Genomic DNA, 20,672 nt, shown 5'->3' with positions numbered 1-20,672 from the left:
TGTATTTAGGGACGCGGTCCCTGAGCTGTGCCTGCGATCAGATCTCGTCGATCGATGCGGCTTCGAACCGGCTGGAGATGTTGATGCCGAGCTCTTCCGCTGCACGGAAGGCCTCGTCGTCGGTGTCCCGCAGGTTGACGGCGGTGCCATCAGCCGAGAGCACCTCAACGTTCAGGCAGAGCGACTGCATCTCCTTCATGAGCACCTTGAAGGACTCAGGGATGCCGGGCTCCTGGATGTTCTCGCCCTTGACGATGGCCTCGTACACCTTGACGCGGCCAAGGATGTCGTCGGACTTGATCGTCAGCAGCTCCTGCAGTGCGTACGCGGCGCCGTAGGCCTCGAGGGCCCACACCTCCATCTCACCGAAGCGCTGTCCACCGAACTGCGCCTTACCACCGAGCGGCTGCTGGGTGATCATCGAGTACGGACCCGTCGAACGCGCGTGGATCTTGTCGTCGACGAGGTGGTGCAGCTTCAGGATGTACATGTAGCCGACCGAGATGGGGTCCGGGAACGGCTCGCCGGAGCGGCCGTCGAACAGACGCGTCTTGCCCGAGCGGTCGATCAGGCGCTCTCCGTCGCGCGTCTCGCGCGTCGAGTCGAGCAGACCCGAGATCTCGTACTCGGTGGCGCCGTCGAACACCGGCGTGGCCACCTTGGTGTTCGGGGCGACGTCGTAGGCCTCCTCGGGCAGCGCCGCTGCCCACTCCGGGTTGCCCTCGATCTTCCAGCCCTGCTTGGCGATCCACCCGAGGTGGGTCTCCAGCACCTGACCGAAGTTCATTCGACCCGGGATACCCAGCGGGTTCAGCACGACGTCGACCGACGTGCCGTCCGCGAGGAACGGCATGTCCTCGACGGGCAGGATCTTGGCGATGACACCCTTGTTGCCGTGGCGGCCGGCGAGCTTGTCACCCTCGGTGATCTTGCGCTTCTGGGCGATGTAGACCACAACGCGGCGGTTGACGCCCGAGCCCAGCTCGTCGTCGCCCTCTTCGGCGTTGAACTCCTTGACAGCGATGATCGTGCCCTGCTCACCGTGCGGGACCTTCAGCGAGGTGTCGCGAACCTCACGGCTCTTCTCGTTGAAGATGGCGCGCAGCAGGCGCTCCTCGGCCGAGAGCTCGGTCTCGCCCTTCGGCGTGACCTTTCCGACCAGGATGTCGCCGGGGCGCACCTCGGCACCGATGCGGATGATGCCGCGCTCGTCGAGGTCCTTCAGCAGCTCGGGGCTGACGTTGGGGAGGTCACGGGTGATCTCCTCCTTACCCAGCTTGGTGTCGCGGGCGTCGACCTCGTACTCCTCGATGTGGATCGACGAGAGGGTGTCGTCCTTCACCAGCTCCTGGCTGAGGATGATGGCGTCCTCGAAGTTGTGACCTTCCCACGGCATGAACGCCACGAGCAGGTTCTTTCCGAGCGCCAGCTCGCCGTTCTCGGTGGCGGGACCGTCGGCGATGACCTCGCCGGCCTCGACGCGCTCACCGGCGTTGACGATCACGCGCTGGTTGTACGACGTGCCCTGGTTCGAGCGTGCGAACTTGCGCAGGTAGTACTCCTGCGTGCCGCCCTCGTCGAGCATGACCACGACCTTGTCGGCCGAAACCTCGCTGACGACACCGGCCTTGGCGGCGGTGACCACGTCACCGGCGTCGATGGCCGTGTAGCCCTCCATACCGGTACCGACCAGCGGCGAGTCCGAGCGCAGCAGCGGCACGGCCTGGCGCTGCATGTTGGCACCCATGAGTGCGCGCTGCGCGTCGTCGTGCTCGAGGAAGGGAACGAGCGAGGTCGCCACCGACACCATCTGGCGCGGCGAGACGTCCATGTAGCCGATCTCCTCGGGCAGGAACAGGTCGACCTCACCGCTACCGCCGCGGGGGCGGGCCAGCACGTGGCTCTCGCGGAAGCGACGCTCCGCGTCCAGCGGCGCGTTGGCCTGCGCGATGTTGAAGTCGACCTCTTCGGCTGCCGTGAGGTAGTCGATCTGGTCGGTGACGACACCGTTCTCGACCTTGCGGTACGGGGTCTCGATGAAGCCGAACGAGTTGATGCGCGCGAACGTCGCGAGCGCACCGATCAGACCGATGTTCGGGCCTTCCGGCGTCTCGATCGGGCACATGCGGCCGTAGTGCGACGGGTGGACGTCACGGACCTCGACACCGGCGCGGTCACGCGAGAGACCACCGGGGCCGAGCGCCGACAGACGGCGCTTGTTGGTGAGGCCGGCCAGCGGGTTGTTCTGGTCCATGAACTGCGACAGCTGCGACGTTCCGAAGAACTCCTTGATCGCTGCCACGACGGGACGCACGTTGATCAGGGTCTGCGGCGTGATCGCCTCGATGTCCTGCGTGGTCATACGCTCGCGGACGACGCGTTCCATGCGCGACAGACCGGTGCGGACCTGGTTCTGGATCAGCTCACCGACGGCGCGGATGCGACGGTTGCCGAAGTTGTCGATGTCATCGGTGGCGATGCGGATCTCGGTCTTCTTGCCGCCGCGGATGCCCTCGAAGGTCTCGTCGCCGCTGTGCACGCGCACCAGGTACTTGATCGTCGCGACGATGTCGTCGCGCGTGAGCACCGAGTCGGTGAGCGGGTTGGCGAGGCCCAGCTTGTGGTTGATCTTGTAACGACCCACCTTGGCCAGGTCGTAGCGCTTCGGGTTGAAGTAGAAGTTGTCCAGCAGCGAACGCGCGGCCTCGGCGGCGACCTGCTCGCCCGGGCGCAGCTTGCGGTAGATGTCGCGGAGGGCGTCTTCCTGCGTGAGGATGGTGTCCTTCGCGAGCGTCTCCTCGATCGAGGGGTAGCCGGCGAACTCGGTGAGGATCTCTTCGCTGGTCAGGCCAAGCGCCTTCAGGAAGACGGTGACGGACTGCTTGCGCTTGCGGTCGATGCGCACGCCGACCTGGTCGCGCTTGTCGATCTCGAACTCGAGCCAGGCACCACGGCTGGGGATGACACGAGCGGTGACGATGTCCTTGTCACTGGTCTTGTCGGGAGTCTTGTCGAAGTACACACCGGGCGAACGCACCAGCTGCGAGACGACGACGCGCTCGGAGCCGTTGATGATGAACGTTCCCTTGTCGGTCTGCAGCGGGAAGTCGCCCATGAAGACCGTCTGAGTCTTGATCTCACCGGTCTGGTGGTTCATGAACTCGGCCTCGACGTACAGCGGCGCGGCGTAGGTCTTGCCGCGCTCCTTGCACTCGTCGATCGAGTACTTCTCGGGCTCGAGGTACGGGTTCGTGAACGACAGCTGCATCGTCTCGCCGAGGTCCTCGATCGGCGAGATCTCTTCGAAGATCTCACCCAGACCCGAGATCTCGGCGACGTCGGTGCGGCCGGCCTTCTTGGCCTCGGCCACGCGGGCCTTCCAGTCGTCGTTGCCGACGAGCCAGCCGAACGATTCGGTCTGCAGCGCCAGCAGGTCGGGGACCGTCAGCGTGTCGGAGATCTTGGCGAACGAGAGGCGGGAGACTCCGCGGCCGTTCTTGTTGGTGGTGGATGTGGATGCGTTGGGAGCAGCAGCCAAGGGAGTAACCTCCGTCAGCCCGGGCAAGGGGCTGGTCGATTCCTGGACGTCGGTGAGTGCGCTCGAAAACTCAACGGGATGCCGACCACCATATGAGGGCACGGAGAAGCGAGCGCAACTCTTTACTATAAGCCCGATTGTGCGACATGGCAAGCGTAATCCTTGACCAATTCCGCAACCTGCGGTATTGGCACGGGGCGGGCGCATCGCGCCCGCCCCGTGGTCACGACGCGATACCCAGCTCGTTGCCGGGGATGGATGCCAACAGCGTGCGCGTATAGGGGTCACGCGGGTTGGTGAAGATCTCTTCACTGGTGGCCGCCTCGACCAGTGCGCCGTCCTTCATGACGCACACGTAGTCGCTGATCAGACGCACAACGGCCAGGTCGTGCGAGATGAACAGGTAGCTCAGGCCGTACTCCTTCTGCAGGTCGCCCAGCAGCGTGAGGATCTGGTCCTGCACCAGCACGTCCAGCGCCGAGACGGGCTCGTCGCACACGATCAGGTCGGGCGAGAGCGCCAGCGCTCTCGCGATCGCAACGCGCTGGCGCTGCCCACCGGAGAGCTCGGACGGGTAGCGCTGCATCATGGATGCCGGCAGCGCGACGTCATCGAGCAGCTTGAGCACCCTGGCGCGGCGCTCGGCACGATTGCCGCGCTTGTAGAACTCCAACGGCTCACCGATCAGTCGCCCGATGGTGAACATCGGATTCAGGCTCGAGTACGGGTCCTGGAAGATCGGCTGCACGCGCTGCCGGAACTCACGGTCCTGCGCCTTGTCGAAGCTCTGAATGTCGCGCCCCTCGAAACGGATCGTGCCCGCCGTCGGCTCGATCAGCTTCAGCAGCATCCGCGCCGTCGTGGTCTTGCCCGAGCCGGACTCCCCCACGATCGCCACGGTCTTTCCGCGCGGGATCGCGAGCGAGACATTGTCGACCGCGATGAAGTCGTCGGAACGGCCGCGCACCGGGTACACCTTGCGCAGCCCCTCGATCTCGACGATGTTCGCGGCCTTGCTCCCCTCGGGCGCCGCCGCACCGGCATCCGCTTCTGCACTCTCGGAGACCTGCGCGCCTTCGAAGACCTCTGGTTGCAGGCGCGCCGCCGCGATCGACGGCGCCGCACTGACCAGGCTCTGCGTGTACGCGTGTTGCGGGTTCTCGAGGATCTGGCGGGCGTTGCCCTGCTCGACCACACGTCCGCGGTGCATCACCACGACGCGCTGCGCCCGCTCGGCGGCCAGCCCCAGGTCGTGCGTGATCAGCAGCACCGCGGTGCCCAGCTCACGCGTCATCTCGCCGAGCTGATCGAGGATCGTCTGCTGCACCGTGACGTCGAGCGCGCTGGTCGGCTCATCGGCGATGAGCAGCCGCGGCCGGCACGCGAGTCCGATCGCAATCAGCGCGCGCTGGCGCAGGCCGCCCGACAGCTCGTGCGGGTACTGCTTGGCCCGCCGCTCGGGATCGGGCAGGCCGGCCGCCGACAGCGCCTCGACGACCTTCTGCTTGACATCTGAGCGCGTGGCGAGGCCGTGCGCGAGCAACGTCTCGGCGACCTGCGTGCCGATCTTCGCCACGGGGTTCAGATTCGACATCGGGTCCTGCGGAACCATGCCGATGTCACGTCCGCGGATCTTCTGCATCTCGGATTCGGATGCCCCGACCAGTTCGCGTCCGTCGAGACGGATGCTGCCGTCGGCCACCCGCCCACCCGACGCGAGCAGACCGATCACGGCCATCGCCGTGGTCGACTTGCCCGAGCCCGACTCGCCGACGATCGCAACCGTCTCACCGGGCGCGATCTCCAGGTCGACGCCCTCGACGGCGTGCACGACGCCGTCCATGGTCGTGAAGTCCACGGCCAGGCCCGACACCTGCAGCAGCGGCTGCGCGCTCATCTGCTTCTCCTTCTCGGTCATCGCGCTCTCGTCCTCGGGTCCATCGCCTCGCGCAGCGCCTCACCGAACAGGGTGAAGCCCAGCGCGGTCACTGCGATGCAGATACCGGGCAGGAACGCCAGCCATGGCGCGATCGCCAACTCGCTCTGCGCGTAGGTCAGCATCCGCCCCCACTCCGCCGTGTCGGGACCGCCACCGCCGAGACCCAGGAACGACAGCGCGGCGGCGTCGATCACCGCCGTCGCCAGCGTCAGGGTCGCCTGCACGATGACCGGACCGATCGCGTTGGGCAGCACGTGCGACATCGTGATGCGGCCGCGTCCGAGACCGAGAGTCTGCGCCGACAGCACGTACTCGCTGGTGCGCTGCTGCAGCATGGATGCCCGCAGCAGACGCGCGAAGATGGGCACCTGCGACGCTCCGATGGCGATCATCACCGCCTGGGGCGTCTGCCCCAGGATCGCGGCGATCGACACGGCCAGCAGCAGGTTGGGCACCGACAGGATGATGTCGACGATGCGCATGATGACGGTGTCGACCCAGCCGCCGAAGGTGCCGGCGATGAGTCCCAGCAGCATGCCGCCGAGTAGACCCAGCGCGGTCGAGACCACACCGACCATCAACGACGCCTGCGCACCCCAGATGAGTTTCGACAGCACATCGCCGCCGAAGCGGTCGAGGCCGAGCGGGAACTGCGGCAGCTCGCCGGGCCCGGGGATGTGCGTGGGGGTAATGTACTCGGCGCCGGGCAGCGCCGTCTCGGGGTACGGCGCGATCAGCGGAGCCAGCACCGCAACTGCGATGAACAGCATGACGATCGCCCCGCCGATCCACGCCGTGACATTGTGTCGCAGCCGACGCAGCACGTCGCTCCAGAAGCTGCCGCTCTTGTGCAGCTCGGCCTGGGCGACGGTGACCGTCTCGGGCGATCCGCCGCTCTGCGGGCCCGCGCCCGGACCCTGTGCGGGGGGAAGCACTGCGCTCATCACTGAACCCTCACTCTCGGATCGATCAGGCTGTACGACACGTCAACGGCGAGGTTGATCAGCGCGTACGCGATGGCGATGAAGATGATGAACCCCTGCAGCACCGGGAAGTCTCGCGCGAAGATCGATCGCGCCAGGAACGAGCCGATGCCGGGGAAGGCGAACACCGTCTCGGTGAGCACCGCCCCCGAGATCAGCAGCCCGGTCTGCAGGCCGATCGTGGTGATCACCGGCAGCATCGCGTTGCGCAGGATGAAGCGGTTGCGCAGCGTGGGCGTCGAGACACCCTTGGCCTTGCCGGTGCGCACGTAGTCGGCGTTCTGCACCTCGAGCACGCTGGCCCTCGTGATGCGCACGATGATCGCCAGCGGGATCGTGCCGAGCGCCAGCGCCGGCAGGATCAGATGCTGGATGGCATCCCATGACGCGTCGAACTCGCCGGTGATGATGCCGTCCCAGACGTAGAAGCCGGTGACGTGTGTGGCATCTATTCGCGCGCTCTGGCGGCCGTCCGAGGGAAGCCATCCCAGCTGCACCGCGAAGATGTACTTCAGGATGAACGCCAGGAAGAACACCGGGATCGTGATGCCGATCAGGCTGAACACGACCGCGGTGTGATCCGTCCATTTGCCGTGGCGGCGCGCCGCCCAGTAGCCCAGCGGAACACCGATGCCGATCGCGAAGATCAGCGCGAGCACACTGAGCTCGATGGTCGCCGGGAACCGGCGGAAGAACTCCTCGGTCACAGGGCGCCCCGTGACGATGGATGAGCCGAAGTCGCCCTGCAGCAGGCGAGTGACCCAGATGAAGTACTGCTCGTACAGCGGACGATTGAAGCCGTAGAGCTCGTTGACCTGCTCGATCGCCTCGGGTGTCGCCTTCTCACCGAGGAGGGCGACGGCCGGCCCTCCGGGAAGAGCGCGGACCCAGGCGAACAGCAGAATGCTGAGGCCGAAAAGGGTGGGGATGAGCAGCAGAAGCCGCTTGCCGATGGTTCGCAGCAAGGTGGTCTCCGGGTATGGCGGGATCACGCGTCCTGGCGCCCTCGTGGGGCGTCAGGACGCGTGATCGCCGCGTGGACGGCTTACTTCGTGAGCACGATGTCGGTGAAGACCTCGTCGTTCACCGGGCTCGCCGGGTAGCTCTCCACCCGCTCGTCGAATGCCAGGGTCGGCGCCGGGTGCGCGATCGGCACGCCGGGGATGAACTGCGCGACCTGCTCGTTGATCGCCTCGTACAACGGCGTCTGCTCGTCGATGCTCGACACACCGCGGGCCTCGGACAGGGCCGTGAACAGCTCGGGGTTGTCGAAGCCCCACTCGGAGCTCTGCTGGCCGAAGAAGACGCCGACGAAGTTGTCAGTGTCGTTGTAGTCACCGGTCCAGCCGAGCAGGTGGATGCCGTGGTCGGGCGTCGCGGTGATCTTCTCGAGGTAGTCCGGGTTCCATGCGTCGGTCTCGGGCGTGATCTGCACACCGACCTCTTCGAGCTGGCGGGCCAGCACGGTGAAGATCTGCTCGGGGTCCGGCATGTAGGGGCGCGAGACGTTGACCGGGTAGTTGAAGGTCAGCGATAGCGGGTTGTCGGCCGTGTAGCCGGCATCCTCGAGCAACGACTTGGCCATGTCCGGGTCGTAGTCGTACGTGGTGACACCCTCGTTGTAGCCGTTGACGACCGGCGGCACGAACTGCGTCGCCTTCTCGGTGCCCTCGGGCAGCACCTGCTTGATCAGCGCGTCCTTGTCGATGGCGTACGACAGCGCCTGACGCACCTCGAGGTCCTGCAGCTCGGGAACGGCCTGGTTGAAGGCGAGATAGAGCACCGTGAACGGCGGGCGCGACACCATGGTGAAGCCCTTGTCTTCGAGCGCTTGCGTGTCGGCCGGGCCGACCAGGTCGTAGCCGTCGATATCGCCGGCCTCGAGCGCCTGGCGGCGCGCCGTCGGGTCGCCGATCACGCGGAAGATGACCTCTTCGATCTGGCCCTGCTCGCCCCAGTAGTCGCTGTAGGCGGTCAGGGTGACGTTCTCACCCGGGGCCCACGAGTCGAACTGGAAGGGACCGGTACCGACCGGGTGGCCCTGCGCGTACTCCGAGAGCACGGGCGCCTCGGCGGTGCCGCCGACCTCGTCGGCCGAGAACTCCTCGAGCGCCGAGGGACTCTGCATGGCGAAGGCGGGGAGCGAGAGGGATGCTACGAAGCCGGCGAACGGCTTGTTCAGCTCGATCGTGACCTTGTCGTCGCCGTCCGTCGTGCACGACTTGTACACGGCATCGTCGGGGTTGGACGCGTAGCCCTTGAAGAGCTTGTTGTAGTAGTAGCCCACAGCCTCGGAGGCCAGCACGCCGGTCCAGTTGTACCAGCGGTCGAAGTTGAAGCACACGGCCTCGGCGTTGAACGGCGTGCCGTCGTGGAAGGTCACGTCCTGCTTCAGCGTGAAGGTGTGCGACATGCCGTCCTCGGACGACTCCCATTCCTCGGCGAGCAGCGGAGCCGGGTCAGCGGTGCCCGGCTCGGTGCCCACCAGACCCTCGAAGATCTGACGCGAGACGCGGAAGGTCTCGCCGTCCTGGGCGAGGGAGGGGTCAAGGCTGGCCGGGTCGGACGACGCCGCAAAGACGAACGTCGTGTCAACGTCGGATCCGCCACCGTCATCGGCGCTGTCGTCGCGCTCGCTGGCGACGCATCCGGTCAGCAGCAGGGCCGCGACACCGACTCCGGCTGCGAGGGCGAGCCCTCGTCGGCGCAGGGGGCTGTGGGTCATGATGAACCTCTCTTGTGAACGCTTCATTGCGCGGTCCGGGTGCAGCATCGCACCCTCACACGTGATGCTCCGAAGGTACCCAGCCGACGCGGGTATTCCAAACCTCCGAAGGTTGCGATCCGGTATCGGCTTGAGCCGGACCCCGTCGCAGCCGTCGCCCTCCCGGTCGCGACGACTATCCGCGGCGCTGCGCGACGCGGACGAACAGCACATCGACGAGTGCGAGCAACGCGATCCGACTCGACATCGCCGCGCCACGGAACGACGAGTCGCGTGCGTGCGTGATCAGCACGACGTCGGCGACCGTCGCGACCGGAGCACCGGCGGCGCTCGTGATCGCCACCGTCAGTGCGCCTGCCGCGCGCGCAGCCTCGAGCACGCGAATGGTCTCGATCGTCTCGCCCGTGTGCGAGACGCCGATCGCGACGTCTCGCGGGCCGCGCAGAGCCGCCATCGTCAGCGCCATGTGCGGATCTGCCGAGTGCGACGCCACGCACCCGATCCGCGCGAGCTTGAACTGCAGGTCCTGAGCCACCAGAGACGATCCACCCTGGCCGAAGACGTCGACGCACCTGGCATCCGCGACCGCCTCGGCGACCCGATCGAGCGCCGCGACGTCGAGCGTCCGCGCGGCCGTCTCGATCGCGTCGATCTCACGCGCAGCCAGCTTCGCGGCGACCTGTGCGGTGCTGTCATCGCACGAGATCGCGGTGGTCTCCAGACCGAATCGCACCTGCTGCGCCTGCTGCAGCGTGAGTGAGCGCGCCACCGCGACTCGCAGCTCGCGGTACCCGCTGAAGCCGAGTGACTGCGCGAAGCGTGCGACAGTTGAGATCGAGGTCGAGCACAGCTTCGCCAGGTCGTTGATCGCGAGATCGATCACAACCGTCGGGTCGACGAGCAACCGCTCGGCAACCTTCTTCTCAGCTGCGCTCAGTCCGGGTATCGAGCGCCGAACCTGCTCAAGAACGTCATCGTCCACGGAGGTTCACGGCTTCACCCCGTGCGCCCGAGCAGCATCTCCCGTGTGAGGCGCGCGCTGATCCGGCTGGCTGCTCCGACCTCGATCGTCGGCAACGGCAGCGGCTCCCGCGCTGCCAGGCCCACGTTGACGACGACGGCACCCGGTGCACGTACGGCGGCACGCTCGACCAGCTCGCGCTGCGCAGCGCTGGTGTCGGGCGAGTCCACCAGGATGACCGGCAGAGCGGATGCCACGTGCGCAGCATCCACAGCGGCGTCCTGCTCGTCCGGCGAGGCCGTGGTGACATCCAGTCGCACGCACGCGCCATCGCCGGCCAGCGTCCGCGAAACATACGATGCGGCGCTGTCGACCGCGAGGGTCGAGCGTCGACGTGCGTCGAGCACGTGCAGGTCGGATGCTGCCGGCAGGGCGCCCGTGACCGAGATCGCACGACGCACGATCGGGTCGAGGTCGAGTGGCTCGGCGCCTTCGTTCGGGGACTCGCCACGGAGCTTGGTCGCCAGCGCAGCCACACGGGCTGCTGCTTCTTCAACCCGCTCCCGAGAGAGCGAACCGTCGCGCAGGGCCGCGATGATGCCGTTGCGGGCAGCATGGAAGTCACGCTCGTCCTGATCGGGGAACGCGGCGTCGCCGGGGTTGGTCGGGTTGCCGATGCAGAGCAGGTCGGCGCCGGCGGCGAGGGCGCGGGCTGCTCCCCCACCCAGGCCGACCGTCTCGCGAATGGCGGCCATGTCGAGGGCATCCGTGATGATGACGCCCTCGAAACCGGCCTCGCGCAGCATGCCCAGCACGTGCGCGTTCAGCGTCGCGGGCTGCTCGCCCCACGCCGGAACGACGATGTGAGCGGTCATGACGGCGTCCACTCCGGCCGCGACCGCGGCGCGGAACGGCTCGACATGCACCCGGTCGAACTCGTCGACGTCGAGAGTGATCACCGGAAGATCATGGTGCGAGTCGAGGTGGGTGTCACCGTGCCCAGGGAAGTGCTTGACACACGCGGCGACGCCCGTGCCCTGGATGCCCTCCAGCGCTGCCACGGTGTGACGCGCGACGACGGCCTCATCCGACCCGAAAGAGCGCGCCCCGATCACGGGGTTGCGCGGGTCGGTGTTGACGTCGGCGACGGGCGCCAGCGCGACGTTGCCACCCACGGCCTGAACGCGGCGCGCGATCTCAACGCCGTTCGCCTTCGTGGCGGCGACGTCATCCAGACGGCCCAGCTGGTAGGCGCTGGGCAGGGTCGATCCGTCGACCGCCTCGAGGCGGGTGACGCTGCCGCCCTCCTCATCGACGCCGATCAGGGCGTCCGGGTTGGCGGTGAGGATCTCGGTGCTGAGATCCGACAGGCCGGGGCCGAGGTTCTGCCCGAAGTACACCACGCCGGCGAGGCCACGGCCCAGCTCGTGCTGCAGCCACTCCGGTGCGGTCGTGCCGAGGAAGCCCGGCCACAGAACACCGTTCGCGAGGCGCTCGAGTTCGTCGATGTTCATCCCTTGACCGCCCCTGCAACCATGCCGGCCGAAAGCCGGCGCTGAACGATGATGAAGAAGATCATGACCGGGACGGTGATGATCGTCGAGGCGGCCATGATGTAGCCCCACTCGTTGGAGTGCAATCCGAAGAACGACTTCAGACCGATCGAGACGGTGTACTGGTCAGTCGCTCCGCCGAGGATCGTCATCGCGAAGATGAACTCGTTCCAGGCGGTGATGAAGCTGAAGATGCTCGTAGCGACCAGACCCGGCATGACCAGCGGCAGCAGCACCGAGCGGAACATGCGCCACCAGCTGGCACCGTCGATGTAGGCGGCTTCTTCGAGCTCGACGGGAACGGCGGCGACGAAGCCGCGCAGCATCCAGATGCCGAATGCGAGCGAGAGGGCGACGTAGACGACCATCAGGCCGAGGATGCTGTTGAGCAGGCCCAGGCTCTTGACCTGCAGGAACAGCGGGATCACGAGCGCTTCGAGCGGCACCATCTGCACGATGAGGATCATCATCAGGATCATGGTGCGGAACTTGAACCGGAAGCGGGCGACCGCGACGGCCGCGAGCAGGCACACGAGCGCGCTGACCAGCACGGTGACCAGCGCCACGATCGCCGAGTTACGCAGGTAGGTGCCGAAACCGCCGTCGGTGAGCACGTAGGCGAAGTTGTCGAAGGTGAACTCCTGCGGCACGAGCGACTGGCCACCGCTGGAGGCCTTGGCGTCGAGCGCGCTGGAGACCATCCAGTACACCGGGAAGAGCGTGAAGACGAGGACGGCGACGACCGCGACTCCGACGCCAATGCGCGAGCTGAGACGAGGGCGGGGGTTCACAGCTCGTCCTCCTTCATGAGGAAGCGGATGTAGACGATCGTGATGCCGATCAGCACCAGGGTGAGCAGCACGGCCAGTGCGGCTCCGAAGCCGTACCGGTTCTGCCCGAACGACTCGACGTACGACCAGACACCGAGGTTGAGCACGGCGCGGTTGCCGCCGCTACCACCCGGCATCAGGTACACCTGCGCGAAGACCTTGAAGTCCCAGATCGTCGACAGGATGATGACCACGGCGAACACGGGGCGCAGGGTCGGGAAGGTGATGCGCCAGAAACGCGTCCAGGCGTTGGCGCCATCGATCGCGGCTGCCTCGAGCATCTCTTTCGAGACGCCCAGCAGACCGGCGAGCACCGTGATGGCCACGAACGGGAAGCCGTGGTGGACGACGTTCAGCAGGACGATCGCGTAGAACGACCACTGGTTGGTGAACCAGTTCACCGACTGGTCGATCAGGCCGAGGTCCTTGAGGACCGCGTTGAAGATGCCGCGGTCGGCATCGAAGATGAACGTCCAGACGTACGTGCCGGTGACGGCCGGCATCGCCCAGGCGATCATGATGCAGCTGGACACGATGGTCCGCCACAGCGTGCTCAGGCGCGCAAGAAGCAGCGCGACGAGCGTGCCGACCGCGACCGTGACGAACACCGCCACGGCCGCGAAGCCGACCGTGTTGGGCAGCACCACAGTCCACAGCGTTGGATCGCTGAGTGCCTCGACGTAGTTGCCGAGTCCGATCCAGTTGTTCTCGCCGGTGTTGATCTGGCGCAGGCCGTAGTCCTGCAGCGAGTAGATGAACACCTGGACGAGCGGCCAGAGCATGAGCACCGCGAGGATGATCAGCCCGGGGGCCAGCAGAAGCCAGGGACGTGCCGCGACCAGGGACAGGCCCTTGCGGTTGCGGCCGCCGGCCACGGGAGCGGGAGAGTTCTCCGCTTCCGTGGCCAGCGGTGGTGCTTGCACCATTGACATGGAGGTGTCGTGCCTTACTTGTTGAGCAGGTCGGTCATCTCAACGGCGGCTTCCTTGGTCGCCGTCTCGACGTCCTTCTGGCCGCTGAGGATGGACTGCAGCATTGCGTTGGTGGTCTTCTTGGCCTGGACGGCACCGAAGTTCGGGGTCACCGGCACGGATGCGCCACCCTCGACCATCTGCTGTGCGAACGGGGCGATCAGCGGGTCGGTCGAGGCGAGTGCCTCTTCCATCGCCGAGGCGACGCCGGGGAAGTAGCCGGTCTCGGCAGCCCACTGCTCGGCGAACTCGCCCGTGGTCATCAGCTTGACGAACTCCCAAGCCAGGTCGGCGTTCTTGGTGGTGTTGAACACCGAGAGGTGCGAGCCACCCAGAACCGACGGGGCGACGCCGCCGTCCTGCGCCGGGATGGTCGCCGCGCCGATCTTGCCCTCGAGCTCGGGGTTGGCCTCGATGAGTGCGTTCGGGGTCCACGAGCCGTTCAGCATCATCGCGACGTTGCCCTGCGAGAAGGCGTCGCTGAGGTCGGTCTCGCGCCACGTGGTGGCACCGGCCGACGAGAAGCCGTGCTTGGTGGCCAGGTCGGTGTAGAACTGCAGGCCGGCGCGCGACTCGGCACTGTCGAGCTCGCTGGTCCAGGTGTCGCCCTCGAGCGTGGCGATCTCGCCGCCCGCGCCCCAGACCCAGGGGTAGACCTGGAACTCGGCGTCACCGGGAACCGGGAAGGCCATCATCTCGGGCTTGGCGGCCTTGATGGCCTCACCCGCGGTGACGATCTCGTCCCACGTGGTGGGGACCTCGAGGCCCAGCTCTTCGAACACGTCGGTGCGGTACATGAGTGCGCGCACACCGGCGTACCAGGGCATGCCGTAGAGCTCTTCGCCGTAGGTGCCGGCCACGGCCAGGCCCTCGACCAGGTCATCACGCAGGCCCGACTCGGCGTCGACGTACTCGTCGATCGGCAGCAGCGCGCCGGCGTCGGCGAACTCGGCGGTCCAGGTGGTGCCGGTCTCGGCGATGTCGGGGGTGGTGCCACCGGCGATCGAGGTCACGAAGCGGTCGTGAGCGTCGGCCCACTGCACTTCCTCGATGGTGACCGTGGCGCCGGTCTTCTCTTCGAAGGCGTCCGAGACGGCGTCGTAGAATGCGGATGCGTCGGGGTTGGTGCCCTTCATGATCCAGACGGTGAGCTCCTGGCCCTCGCCGTCGGTGGCGCCGTCGGCGGAACCGCTGCCGCCGGTGCATGCCGCGAGGCCGAGGGTGGCCACTGCTCCGAGAGCAATGACCGGAAGAATGCGCTTGTGCATCGGGTGATCTCCTCTTTGAAACGTCCTATGGCGCCCAGCGCCTCCGTATTAGAAAGTATCCATTACTAATTAATTCACTGCAAGTTGTTCCCAGCGGCGTGGCCGAGTCGTGATAATTCCTTCCGAACACGCTGGGCAGCACCCCACCCGCGCAGGGAAACGGGCGCAGCGGGCTGGCTAGGCTTCTGGCATGGGCAGATCACGCGGGCGCGAGCACGGGAACCCGCAGGCGCGGCTCGACCACGGCGGATCGGCCGAGATCGCAGCATCCGAATTCACAAGCGGGTTCGAGCTGATCGTCGACGGCACACCACAGTCGCACGTCGACCTCGACGATCCCACGCACCTGCACTTCGAGTACATCGTGCGGATGGGCGCCGTCATCGACCAGCTCGGCGCGACAGCATCCGCCCCACTCAGCGCGGTGCACCTCGGTGCCGGCGCAATGACCCTCCCCCGGTACATCGCCACCACCCGCCCGGGCTCGCGCCAACAGGTCATCGAGTGGGAGGCCCCGCTCGTCGCACTCGTACGCGAGCACCTGCCGCTGCCGCGGGGCGCGGCGATCCGCGTGCGCATCGGAGACGCCCGGGAGGGGCTGAGTCGGATGCCACCCGCGCTGACCGGCCACTGCGACCTCGTCGTCTCGGATGTGTTCTCGGGGGCGCAGACCCCGGCACACCTGACGAGCATCGAGTTCTACCGCGAGATCGCCGGCCTGCTCTCACCCACCGGCGTGCTGCTGGTCAACGTCGCCGACGGCCCCGGGCTCGCGTTCGCCCGGCGCCAGGTCGCGACCGTCTCGAACGTGTTCCGCGAGGTGGCCCTGCTCGCCGACGCCCAGGTGCTGAAGGGACGCCGCTTCGGCAATCTCGTCCTGGTCGCTTCGACGAGCGAGCTGCCCACCGAGTGGTTGCCGCGGCTGCTTGCGGCCGGCCCCCACCCCGCGAAGATCGCCCAGGGCGACGAGGTCGCGGCCTTCGCCCGCGGAGCCGCGATCGTGACGGATGCCGACGCCGTGGCGTCCCCCCGACCCGATTCCGGTCTGTTCCTGAAGTGAGGCGCCTCACACGCGCCGGATGGTTGGCGCGCGTCGGGCGTGGCTCCCCCGGTTCCGTGTCCGGCGGGGCAGACTGGACAGCGGTCACGGAGAGGAGCCGACGTCGTGAATTTGATCCAGGGATACGACCCCGACACGCTTCGTGAACTGGTGGATGCGCGCGAGTGCATGGCGCGCCTGGCCGAGATCGAGAACCAGCGCAGCCTGCCGGTGCTGCTGGAACGCGTGTGGTTGCTGAAGGTGCTCGACCGCCTTGACGAGGCGCTCGCGCTGGCCGAAGAGACCGTGCGTCAGGCTCGGATGGCCGGCACCCGCAAGGACCTGCTGCGGGCGCGCGTGCTGCATGCCACCGTGCTGCAGAACCGCGGATCCCACGCCGCAGCCGCGCAGGAGCTCGCGACTTGCGCGCATGAGGCTGAGGGGCAGGGCTGGGCCGGAATCGCCGCCTTCGCCTACCAGCACCACGGCAAGAACGCTTACGAGGCCGGCGACTTCGACGAGGCGCGCGACAGCTTCAAGCAGTCGCTGTTCCTGCGTCGCTCGGCCGGTGCCGACGACAGCGAACTCGAGAAGGCCCTGCGCGCGATCGAGGCAGCCGAGCGCCGCAGCGCGGTCGAGCCCAGCGTCTTCGCCTGAGTCGACGCCGCCGACCTGGTCGGCAGCCCGCCGAGGATTGGGGCTGCCCGATGTCGGTCGCCCGCCCTACTCTGATCACATGGCCGATCTGAACCGCGTGCGTGTGTGGGGTGAAGCGCTGATCCGCATGCATCTCGACGATTCGTGGACCTTCGACTTCGACCATGCCAAGCGCCGCGCGGGCCTCTGCGACTACCAGCGCAAGCGCATCACCGTGTCGCGCTATCTGGCCGCCCGCTTCGATGACGACGAGATCCATCAGACCCTGCTGCACGAGGTGGCCCACGCGCTGGCCGGGCACGGCGCCGGGCACGGCGCGGAGTGGAAGCGCGTAGCGCGCCGCCTGGGGTACGTCGGCGGCACGACGCATCACGGCGAGACGGCCACCGAGCTGGCGCCCTGGGTCGGCCAGTGCCCCTCGGGCCATGTCGCCTACCGCCATCGGCGGCCGGCGCGCGAGACGTCGTGCGCCAAGTGCTCGCGGCGATTCGACCGCCGATACCTGTTCGAATGGCGTCGGCGCGAGATCACCGCGGCCGATCGCCTCGCGGCGCAGATGCCGCGCTGACGCCGACCTACGACTCGGTCGCCGGTGCCTCGGCGGGTGCCCGGAACCTGCGCACCAGCATCGTGATCAGCCGCCAGCCCAGCAAGAACGCCCCCAGCACCAGCGTCGCGACGATGATGAACGGCGTCTCGGCGGTGTCACCCGTGGCGATGCGCAGCAGCATCCCTCCGGCGACGGTGACCACCCACACGATCACTCCCCAGCCCAGTGACCACGGGCGCCGCGGACGCGCCGGAACCAGTGCGGCAATCGCATGACCCAGCACGAGTGCGATCAGGAATGGCCAGGCGGTGAGCACGAATCCCAGGGGATCCTCATTATGCGAGGCCCGTCCGATAGCGGCGAAAACAAGCACCAGAACGGCGTCGACGATGAGCGCGGGCAGGTACCTCATGTCATCAGACCCTACGCGCCTGCGGCGCCCCGGCGCGGCGGCGCGCGGGCGCTGGTCTGTCGGGCTCAAGCGAACGGGACGAAGACGCCACCCTGCAGCTCGGGCACCGTTTCGGTGGCATCCGCAGCGGCGCACTCCTCGATGGTCGCGGGGCGGATGCCATCGGCCAGCATCCGCTCGGTCGACGCAACACCGTCGGCCAGTTCCCGCCCGGAGGCGCTTCCGATCAGCAGATGACGCAGCCCGCGCCGCAGCGCACGGAACGATTCCGCCGACACCGCGGCCTCGGGAGAGGAGTGATCGATGCCCAGATCAGACAGCGCGGCGATCACCGCGCCGGCCCCGAGCTGGTCCTCGACGGCGAAGCGCAGCCGCCCGTCCGCATCACGCTCCCCCGCCGCGACGACACTGACCGAGGTACGGTCACCGCGCCGCTCCTGCAGGGTCATCACCGCGCGCGCGGTCGCCGAGGCGTTGCGGATGCCACCGAGCAGCACCACGGGGGCCACCCGCGCCGCGGCGCCCGCGACCTGGGCGCCGTTGGCCGACCAGGCCAGTGCACGCTCCAGTGCGATGGGAGCCTGCGCGACAGCATCCGCCATCGTCGAAGAGAACCGCAGCACATCGACGACGATGACCACGTCGGCGGGGGCGAGCCGCGCGAGCCCGTCGGCACCCCACTCGAAACGCACCTGGTACGACGACTGGGTCAGCGGTGTCTGCGACGTCGGCTGTGGCATCCGATCAGCCTAATCGGGGCGCTCGATGTGCTCGATGTGACAGGCGCCGCACGAATGGCGGGAGCTTGTACGAATGGCGGGAGATTCTGCGGCGTGTCCCCCGCCCGACGTACACACTCCCGCCATCCGTACGGGCGGCTTACTCGGCGGCGAGCGCCTCGACGGGTGCGACGCGCGTCGCCAAGCGCGTCGGGGCGACAGCGGCGACGAGGGCGAGCACGGCTGTGGCGGCCACGATGATCGCCACGGGCATCCACGGCACGGCCGGCGACACGAGCCCGGCGGGCTCGAAGTCGGGCAGTACCGGAACGGAGCCCAGCAGCGACTGCGCCGCCACCCAACCGTAGACAATGCCGAGCACGAGGCCGCTGATCGTCGCAGCGACGGTGACGTGCACGGCTTCCAGCAGCACCATGCGCCGCACCTGGCCGCCGGTCAGACCGATCGCCCGCAGCAGCCCCAGCTCGCGGGTGCGCTGCACCACGCCGATCGTCAGCAGGTTCACCAACCCGACTGCGGCGATCACCCCCGATACCGCGACGAGCACCATCATCACCGCGGCGAACCCGTCGAGCACCGCGAAGGTCGTCTGCAGCGTCTGCTCATCGGCCTGGCGTCCCAGCAGCATCTTCGTCGATTCCAGCGCGACGGCGAACATCGTCACCAGCGTCACCCCCATCACCACGCCGATCGCCATCCGGCTCGAGCGCTCGGGATAGCGCAGGGCGTTCTCGGCCGCGAGACGAGCCGTGGCCGAACGGCGGAACGCGCGCCCCACCAGTCGCAGGATCGGCGGCATCACCATCACCGATCCGAGCGCGAGCCCGGTGAACGACAGCAGTCCGCCGAAGAACGCCACCACCACACCCAGCGGTGTGACGAGGCCGAGCATCACACCGAATGCGAGCAGTGCCGCGCCCAGGATCAGCAGGATCAGCGCCCCGACATGACGCCCGGTACGCGATGAGACCTCGTCGTGAGCGCGCTCGACTGATCCACCCAATGCCTGCAACGGTGTCACCGTCAGCACCCGCCGCGAGCCGACCCAGGCCGCCAACCAGGTCGTGAGCGCCACACCGATGAACGGCAGCAGCACCGCGGGCTGCATCAGGCTGACACCTTCGGGCGCCCCGGCGAGCAGCTGATCGGCAAGCAGCATCCCGGTGGCCGACGCGCCAACCCCGATCACGAGGCCGATGGTCGCCCCCAGCAGGCCGACCACGAATCCCTGCGACGACACCTCGGAGCGTTGCGACCGCGCCGAGGCACCGATCAGCCTCACCAGCGCGATGCGTCGGGTGCGCCCGGCGATGATCGTCGAGAAGGTGTTGGCGGTGACGATCGCGGCGACGTACATCGCCACTCCGGTCAGCAGCACCGACAGGATCGCGACCACGATGGCCAGAGTCTCGCTGTCGCCGATGTACGGGTCGGCCTGCAGGAAGGCCCCGATGTAGACGGTCGTCTCGACGAGGATCACCCCGAACGCGGCCGAGAGCGCGGCAACGAGGATGCTGGCACCCATGCCGCGTTCACGGAGCCAGGCCAGACGCGACGCACGTGGCCTCGACAGGTCGGCCCCCGCCGTGACGCTGGCGCCGGTAGCCCCCGCAGCGACGGCGGTCATGCCGCCACCTCTGCGGCGAGCATGTACGACGAGATCTGCTCGGCGCTCTGCCGCGGGTGGTCGGCGACGATGCGCCCATCGCCCAGGAACAGCACCCGGTCGGCGTGGCTAGCCGCCACCGCGTCGTGCGTCACCATGGCGATCGACTGCCCGTGCTCGCGACTGGCCATTGCGAGCAGCTGCAGCACCTCGCGTCCCGTCGCCGAGTCGAGGTTGCCGGTCGGTTCATCGGCGAAGACGAGGTCGGGCGCGGTGGCGAGCGCACGGACGATCGCGACGCGCTGCTGCTGCCCACCCGAGAGCTCGTGCGGACGGTGCGTCAGACGAGCACCGAGCCCCAGCGTCTCGATCAGACCGTCGATGCGGGCGCGCTCGATCGCAGACGGCCTGCGCCCGTCGAGTTCGAACGGCAGCAGGATGTTGCCGAGAGCATCGAGGGTCGGCACCAGGTTGAACGACTGGAAGATGAACCCCACGCGACGGCGCCGCAGAATGGTCATCTCCAGGTCTCCAAGGCCGGTGATCTCGGTGTCGCCGATCCACGCCCGCCCTTCGGTGGGCGAATCGAGCCCCGCCATGATGTGCATCAGGGTCGACTTGCCCGAACCGGACGGTCCCATGATCGCGGTGAACTGGCCGCGGCGTATACCGACGCTGACGCCGTCGAGGGCGCGCACGGCGGCATCCCCGGTTCCGTAGGACTTGGTGAGGTGCTGAACGCGCGCGGCGAGGCCGAGTTCGGAGGTCGTGATCTGCATGCCTTCGACGCTATGAGCGCCCCTACCCGGGCCGCATCGCCCCGGCGGATCATCCGGCGTACATCGGCAGAATGATCTCGGATGCCCGTCGTCGGCCGTTCGGATGCCCGCAGCGGGCGGA

General features: G+C 67.7%; 17 protein-coding genes. 3 read left to right on the top strand and 14 right to left on the bottom strand.

Going from position 1 to position 20,672, the window contains the following annotated elements:
• Window positions 1–37 precede the first annotated feature (37 nt).
• The 10 genes from JF543_RS04910 to JF543_RS04865 all read right to left on the bottom strand — a co-directional run bounded on the left by JF543_RS04910 (window position 38) and on the right by JF543_RS04865 (window position 14,768).
• Complete coding sequence (locus JF543_RS04910; RefSeq protein ID WP_206820977.1) at window positions 38–3,538, bottom strand: DNA-directed RNA polymerase subunit beta; 3,501 nt, start codon at window positions 3,536–3,538, stop codon at window positions 38–40.
• 223 nt (window positions 3,539–3,761) lie between these two features.
• Window positions 3,762–5,456 carry an ABC transporter ATP-binding protein gene (locus JF543_RS04905; RefSeq protein WP_206822882.1) on the bottom strand — a complete coding sequence of 565 codons (1,695 nt, stop codon included), beginning with the start codon at window positions 5,454–5,456 and terminating at the stop codon, window positions 3,762–3,764.
• Window positions 5,453–6,421: an ABC transporter permease gene (locus JF543_RS04900; RefSeq protein ID WP_206822881.1), complete on the bottom strand. Its 969-nt coding sequence runs from the start codon at window positions 6,419–6,421 to the stop codon at window positions 5,453–5,455. The genes JF543_RS04905 and JF543_RS04900 overlap by 4 nt, the downstream gene beginning before the upstream one ends.
• Window positions 6,421–7,425 carry an ABC transporter permease gene (locus JF543_RS04895; RefSeq protein ID WP_179409032.1) on the bottom strand — a complete coding sequence of 335 codons (1,005 nt, stop codon included), beginning with the start codon at window positions 7,423–7,425 and terminating at the stop codon, window positions 6,421–6,423. The genes JF543_RS04900 and JF543_RS04895 overlap by 1 nt, the downstream gene beginning before the upstream one ends.
• Before the next feature lie 80 nt (window positions 7,426–7,505).
• A complete protein-coding gene (locus tag JF543_RS04890; RefSeq protein WP_206822880.1) occupies window positions 7,506–9,185 on the bottom strand; it encodes an ABC transporter substrate-binding protein in 1,680 nt (559 codons plus the stop codon).
• Window positions 9,186–9,360: 175 nt separating this feature from the next.
• Window positions 9,361–10,167 (bottom strand): MurR/RpiR family transcriptional regulator, encoded by an 807-nt coding sequence (locus tag JF543_RS14600; protein ID WP_179409034.1) that lies wholly within the window; start codon window positions 10,165–10,167, stop codon window positions 9,361–9,363.
• 14 nt (window positions 10,168–10,181) lie between these two features.
• The gene (locus tag JF543_RS04880; RefSeq protein ID WP_206822878.1) at window positions 10,182–11,660 is read right to left on the bottom strand and encodes a glycoside hydrolase family 3 N-terminal domain-containing protein; all 1,479 of its coding nucleotides are present in this window, start codon (window positions 11,658–11,660) and stop codon (window positions 10,182–10,184) included.
• Window positions 11,657–12,490 carry a carbohydrate ABC transporter permease gene (locus tag JF543_RS04875; protein WP_206550461.1) on the bottom strand — a complete coding sequence of 278 codons (834 nt, stop codon included), beginning with the start codon at window positions 12,488–12,490 and terminating at the stop codon, window positions 11,657–11,659. Before JF543_RS04875 ends, JF543_RS04880 begins: the two co-directional genes overlap by 4 nt.
• Entirely contained in the window at window positions 12,487–13,461 is a 975-nt protein-coding gene (locus JF543_RS04870) for a carbohydrate ABC transporter permease (protein WP_179409037.1), read from the bottom strand. The genes JF543_RS04875 and JF543_RS04870 overlap by 4 nt, the downstream gene beginning before the upstream one ends.
• Before the next feature lie 14 nt (window positions 13,462–13,475).
• Window positions 13,476–14,768, bottom strand: a complete 1,293-nt coding sequence (locus tag JF543_RS04865) for a sugar ABC transporter substrate-binding protein (protein ID WP_179409038.1) — start codon at window positions 14,766–14,768, stop codon at window positions 13,476–13,478.
• 190 nt (window positions 14,769–14,958) lie between these two features.
• Here JF543_RS04865 and JF543_RS04860 point away from each other — a divergent pair, with 190 nt between their 5' ends.
• The 3 genes from JF543_RS04860 to JF543_RS04850 all read left to right on the top strand — a co-directional run bounded on the left by JF543_RS04860 (window position 14,959) and on the right by JF543_RS04850 (window position 17,032).
• A complete protein-coding gene (locus JF543_RS04860; RefSeq protein WP_206822876.1) occupies window positions 14,959–15,828 on the top strand; it encodes a spermidine synthase in 870 nt (289 codons plus the stop codon).
• 105 nt (window positions 15,829–15,933) lie between these two features.
• Complete coding sequence (locus JF543_RS04855; protein WP_179409040.1) at window positions 15,934–16,464, top strand: hypothetical protein; 531 nt, start codon at window positions 15,934–15,936, stop codon at window positions 16,462–16,464.
• Window positions 16,465–16,543: 79 nt separating this feature from the next.
• Window positions 16,544–17,032 (top strand): SprT-like domain-containing protein, encoded by a 489-nt coding sequence (locus tag JF543_RS04850; RefSeq protein WP_179409041.1) that lies wholly within the window; start codon window positions 16,544–16,546, stop codon window positions 17,030–17,032.
• A gap of 7 nt (window positions 17,033–17,039) precedes the next feature.
• Here the strand turns inward: JF543_RS04850 and JF543_RS04845 are convergent, their stop codons facing one another.
• From JF543_RS04845 to JF543_RS04830, 4 genes are all read right to left on the bottom strand, one after another.
• Window positions 17,040–17,426, bottom strand: a complete 387-nt coding sequence (locus tag JF543_RS04845; protein WP_206822871.1) for a DUF3054 domain-containing protein — start codon at window positions 17,424–17,426, stop codon at window positions 17,040–17,042.
• A gap of 65 nt (window positions 17,427–17,491) precedes the next feature.
• Complete coding sequence (locus JF543_RS04840) at window positions 17,492–18,166, bottom strand: 2-phosphosulfolactate phosphatase (protein ID WP_179409043.1); 675 nt, start codon at window positions 18,164–18,166, stop codon at window positions 17,492–17,494.
• Between the two features lie 139 nt (window positions 18,167–18,305).
• The gene (locus JF543_RS04835) at window positions 18,306–19,793 is read right to left on the bottom strand and encodes an FtsX-like permease family protein (RefSeq protein ID WP_431522685.1); all 1,488 of its coding nucleotides are present in this window, start codon (window positions 19,791–19,793) and stop codon (window positions 18,306–18,308) included.
• Entirely contained in the window at window positions 19,790–20,551 is a 762-nt protein-coding gene (locus tag JF543_RS04830) for an ABC transporter ATP-binding protein (RefSeq protein ID WP_179409044.1), read from the bottom strand. The genes JF543_RS04835 and JF543_RS04830 overlap by 4 nt, the downstream gene beginning before the upstream one ends.
• Window positions 20,552–20,672: the final 121 nt, after the last annotated feature.

Origin of the sequence: Microbacterium esteraromaticum (assembly GCF_017303215.1) — a bacterium.
GTDB classification, from domain to species: Bacteria; Actinomycetota; Actinomycetes; order Actinomycetales; family Microbacteriaceae; genus Microbacterium; species Microbacterium esteraromaticum_C.
Note: the sequence above shows the minus strand (reverse complement) of the source record. Positions and strands in the feature narration are given on the sequence as shown.

What these genes read in the sequence shown, in the direction of transcription:
- JF543_RS04850 (WP_179409041.1), top strand. Translation starts at nt 16,544, where the DNA reads ATGGCCGATCTGAACCGCGTGCGTGTGTGGGGTGAAGCGCTGATCCGC.
- JF543_RS04860 (WP_206822876.1), top strand. Translation starts at nt 14,959, where the DNA reads ATGGGCAGATCACGCGGGCGCGAGCACGGGAACCCGCAGGCGCGGCTC.
- JF543_RS04845 (WP_206822871.1), bottom strand. Translation starts at nt 17,426, where the DNA reads ATGAGGTACCTGCCCGCGCTCATCGTCGACGCCGTTCTGGTGCTTGTT.
- JF543_RS04835 (WP_431522685.1), bottom strand. Translation starts at nt 19,793, where the DNA reads ATGACCGCCGTCGCTGCGGGGGCTACCGGCGCCAGCGTCACGGCGGGG.
- JF543_RS04890 (WP_206822880.1), bottom strand. Translation starts at nt 9,185, where the DNA reads ATGACCCACAGCCCCCTGCGCCGACGAGGGCTCGCCCTCGCAGCCGGA.
- JF543_RS04905 (WP_206822882.1), bottom strand. Translation starts at nt 5,456, where the DNA reads ATGACCGAGAAGGAGAAGCAGATGAGCGCGCAGCCGCTGCTGCAGGTG.
- JF543_RS04865 (WP_179409038.1), bottom strand. Translation starts at nt 14,768, where the DNA reads ATGCACAAGCGCATTCTTCCGGTCATTGCTCTCGGAGCAGTGGCCACC.
- JF543_RS04880 (WP_206822878.1), bottom strand. Translation starts at nt 11,660, where the DNA reads ATGAACATCGACGAACTCGAGCGCCTCGCGAACGGTGTTCTGTGGCCG.
- JF543_RS04840 (WP_179409043.1), bottom strand. Translation starts at nt 18,166, where the DNA reads ATGCCACAGCCGACGTCGCAGACACCGCTGACCCAGTCGTCGTACCAG.
- JF543_RS04830 (WP_179409044.1), bottom strand. Translation starts at nt 20,551, where the DNA reads ATGCAGATCACGACCTCCGAACTCGGCCTCGCCGCGCGCGTTCAGCAC.
- JF543_RS04870 (WP_179409037.1), bottom strand. Translation starts at nt 13,461, where the DNA reads ATGTCAATGGTGCAAGCACCACCGCTGGCCACGGAAGCGGAGAACTCT.
- JF543_RS04900 (WP_206822881.1), bottom strand. Translation starts at nt 6,421, where the DNA reads ATGAGCGCAGTGCTTCCCCCCGCACAGGGTCCGGGCGCGGGCCCGCAG.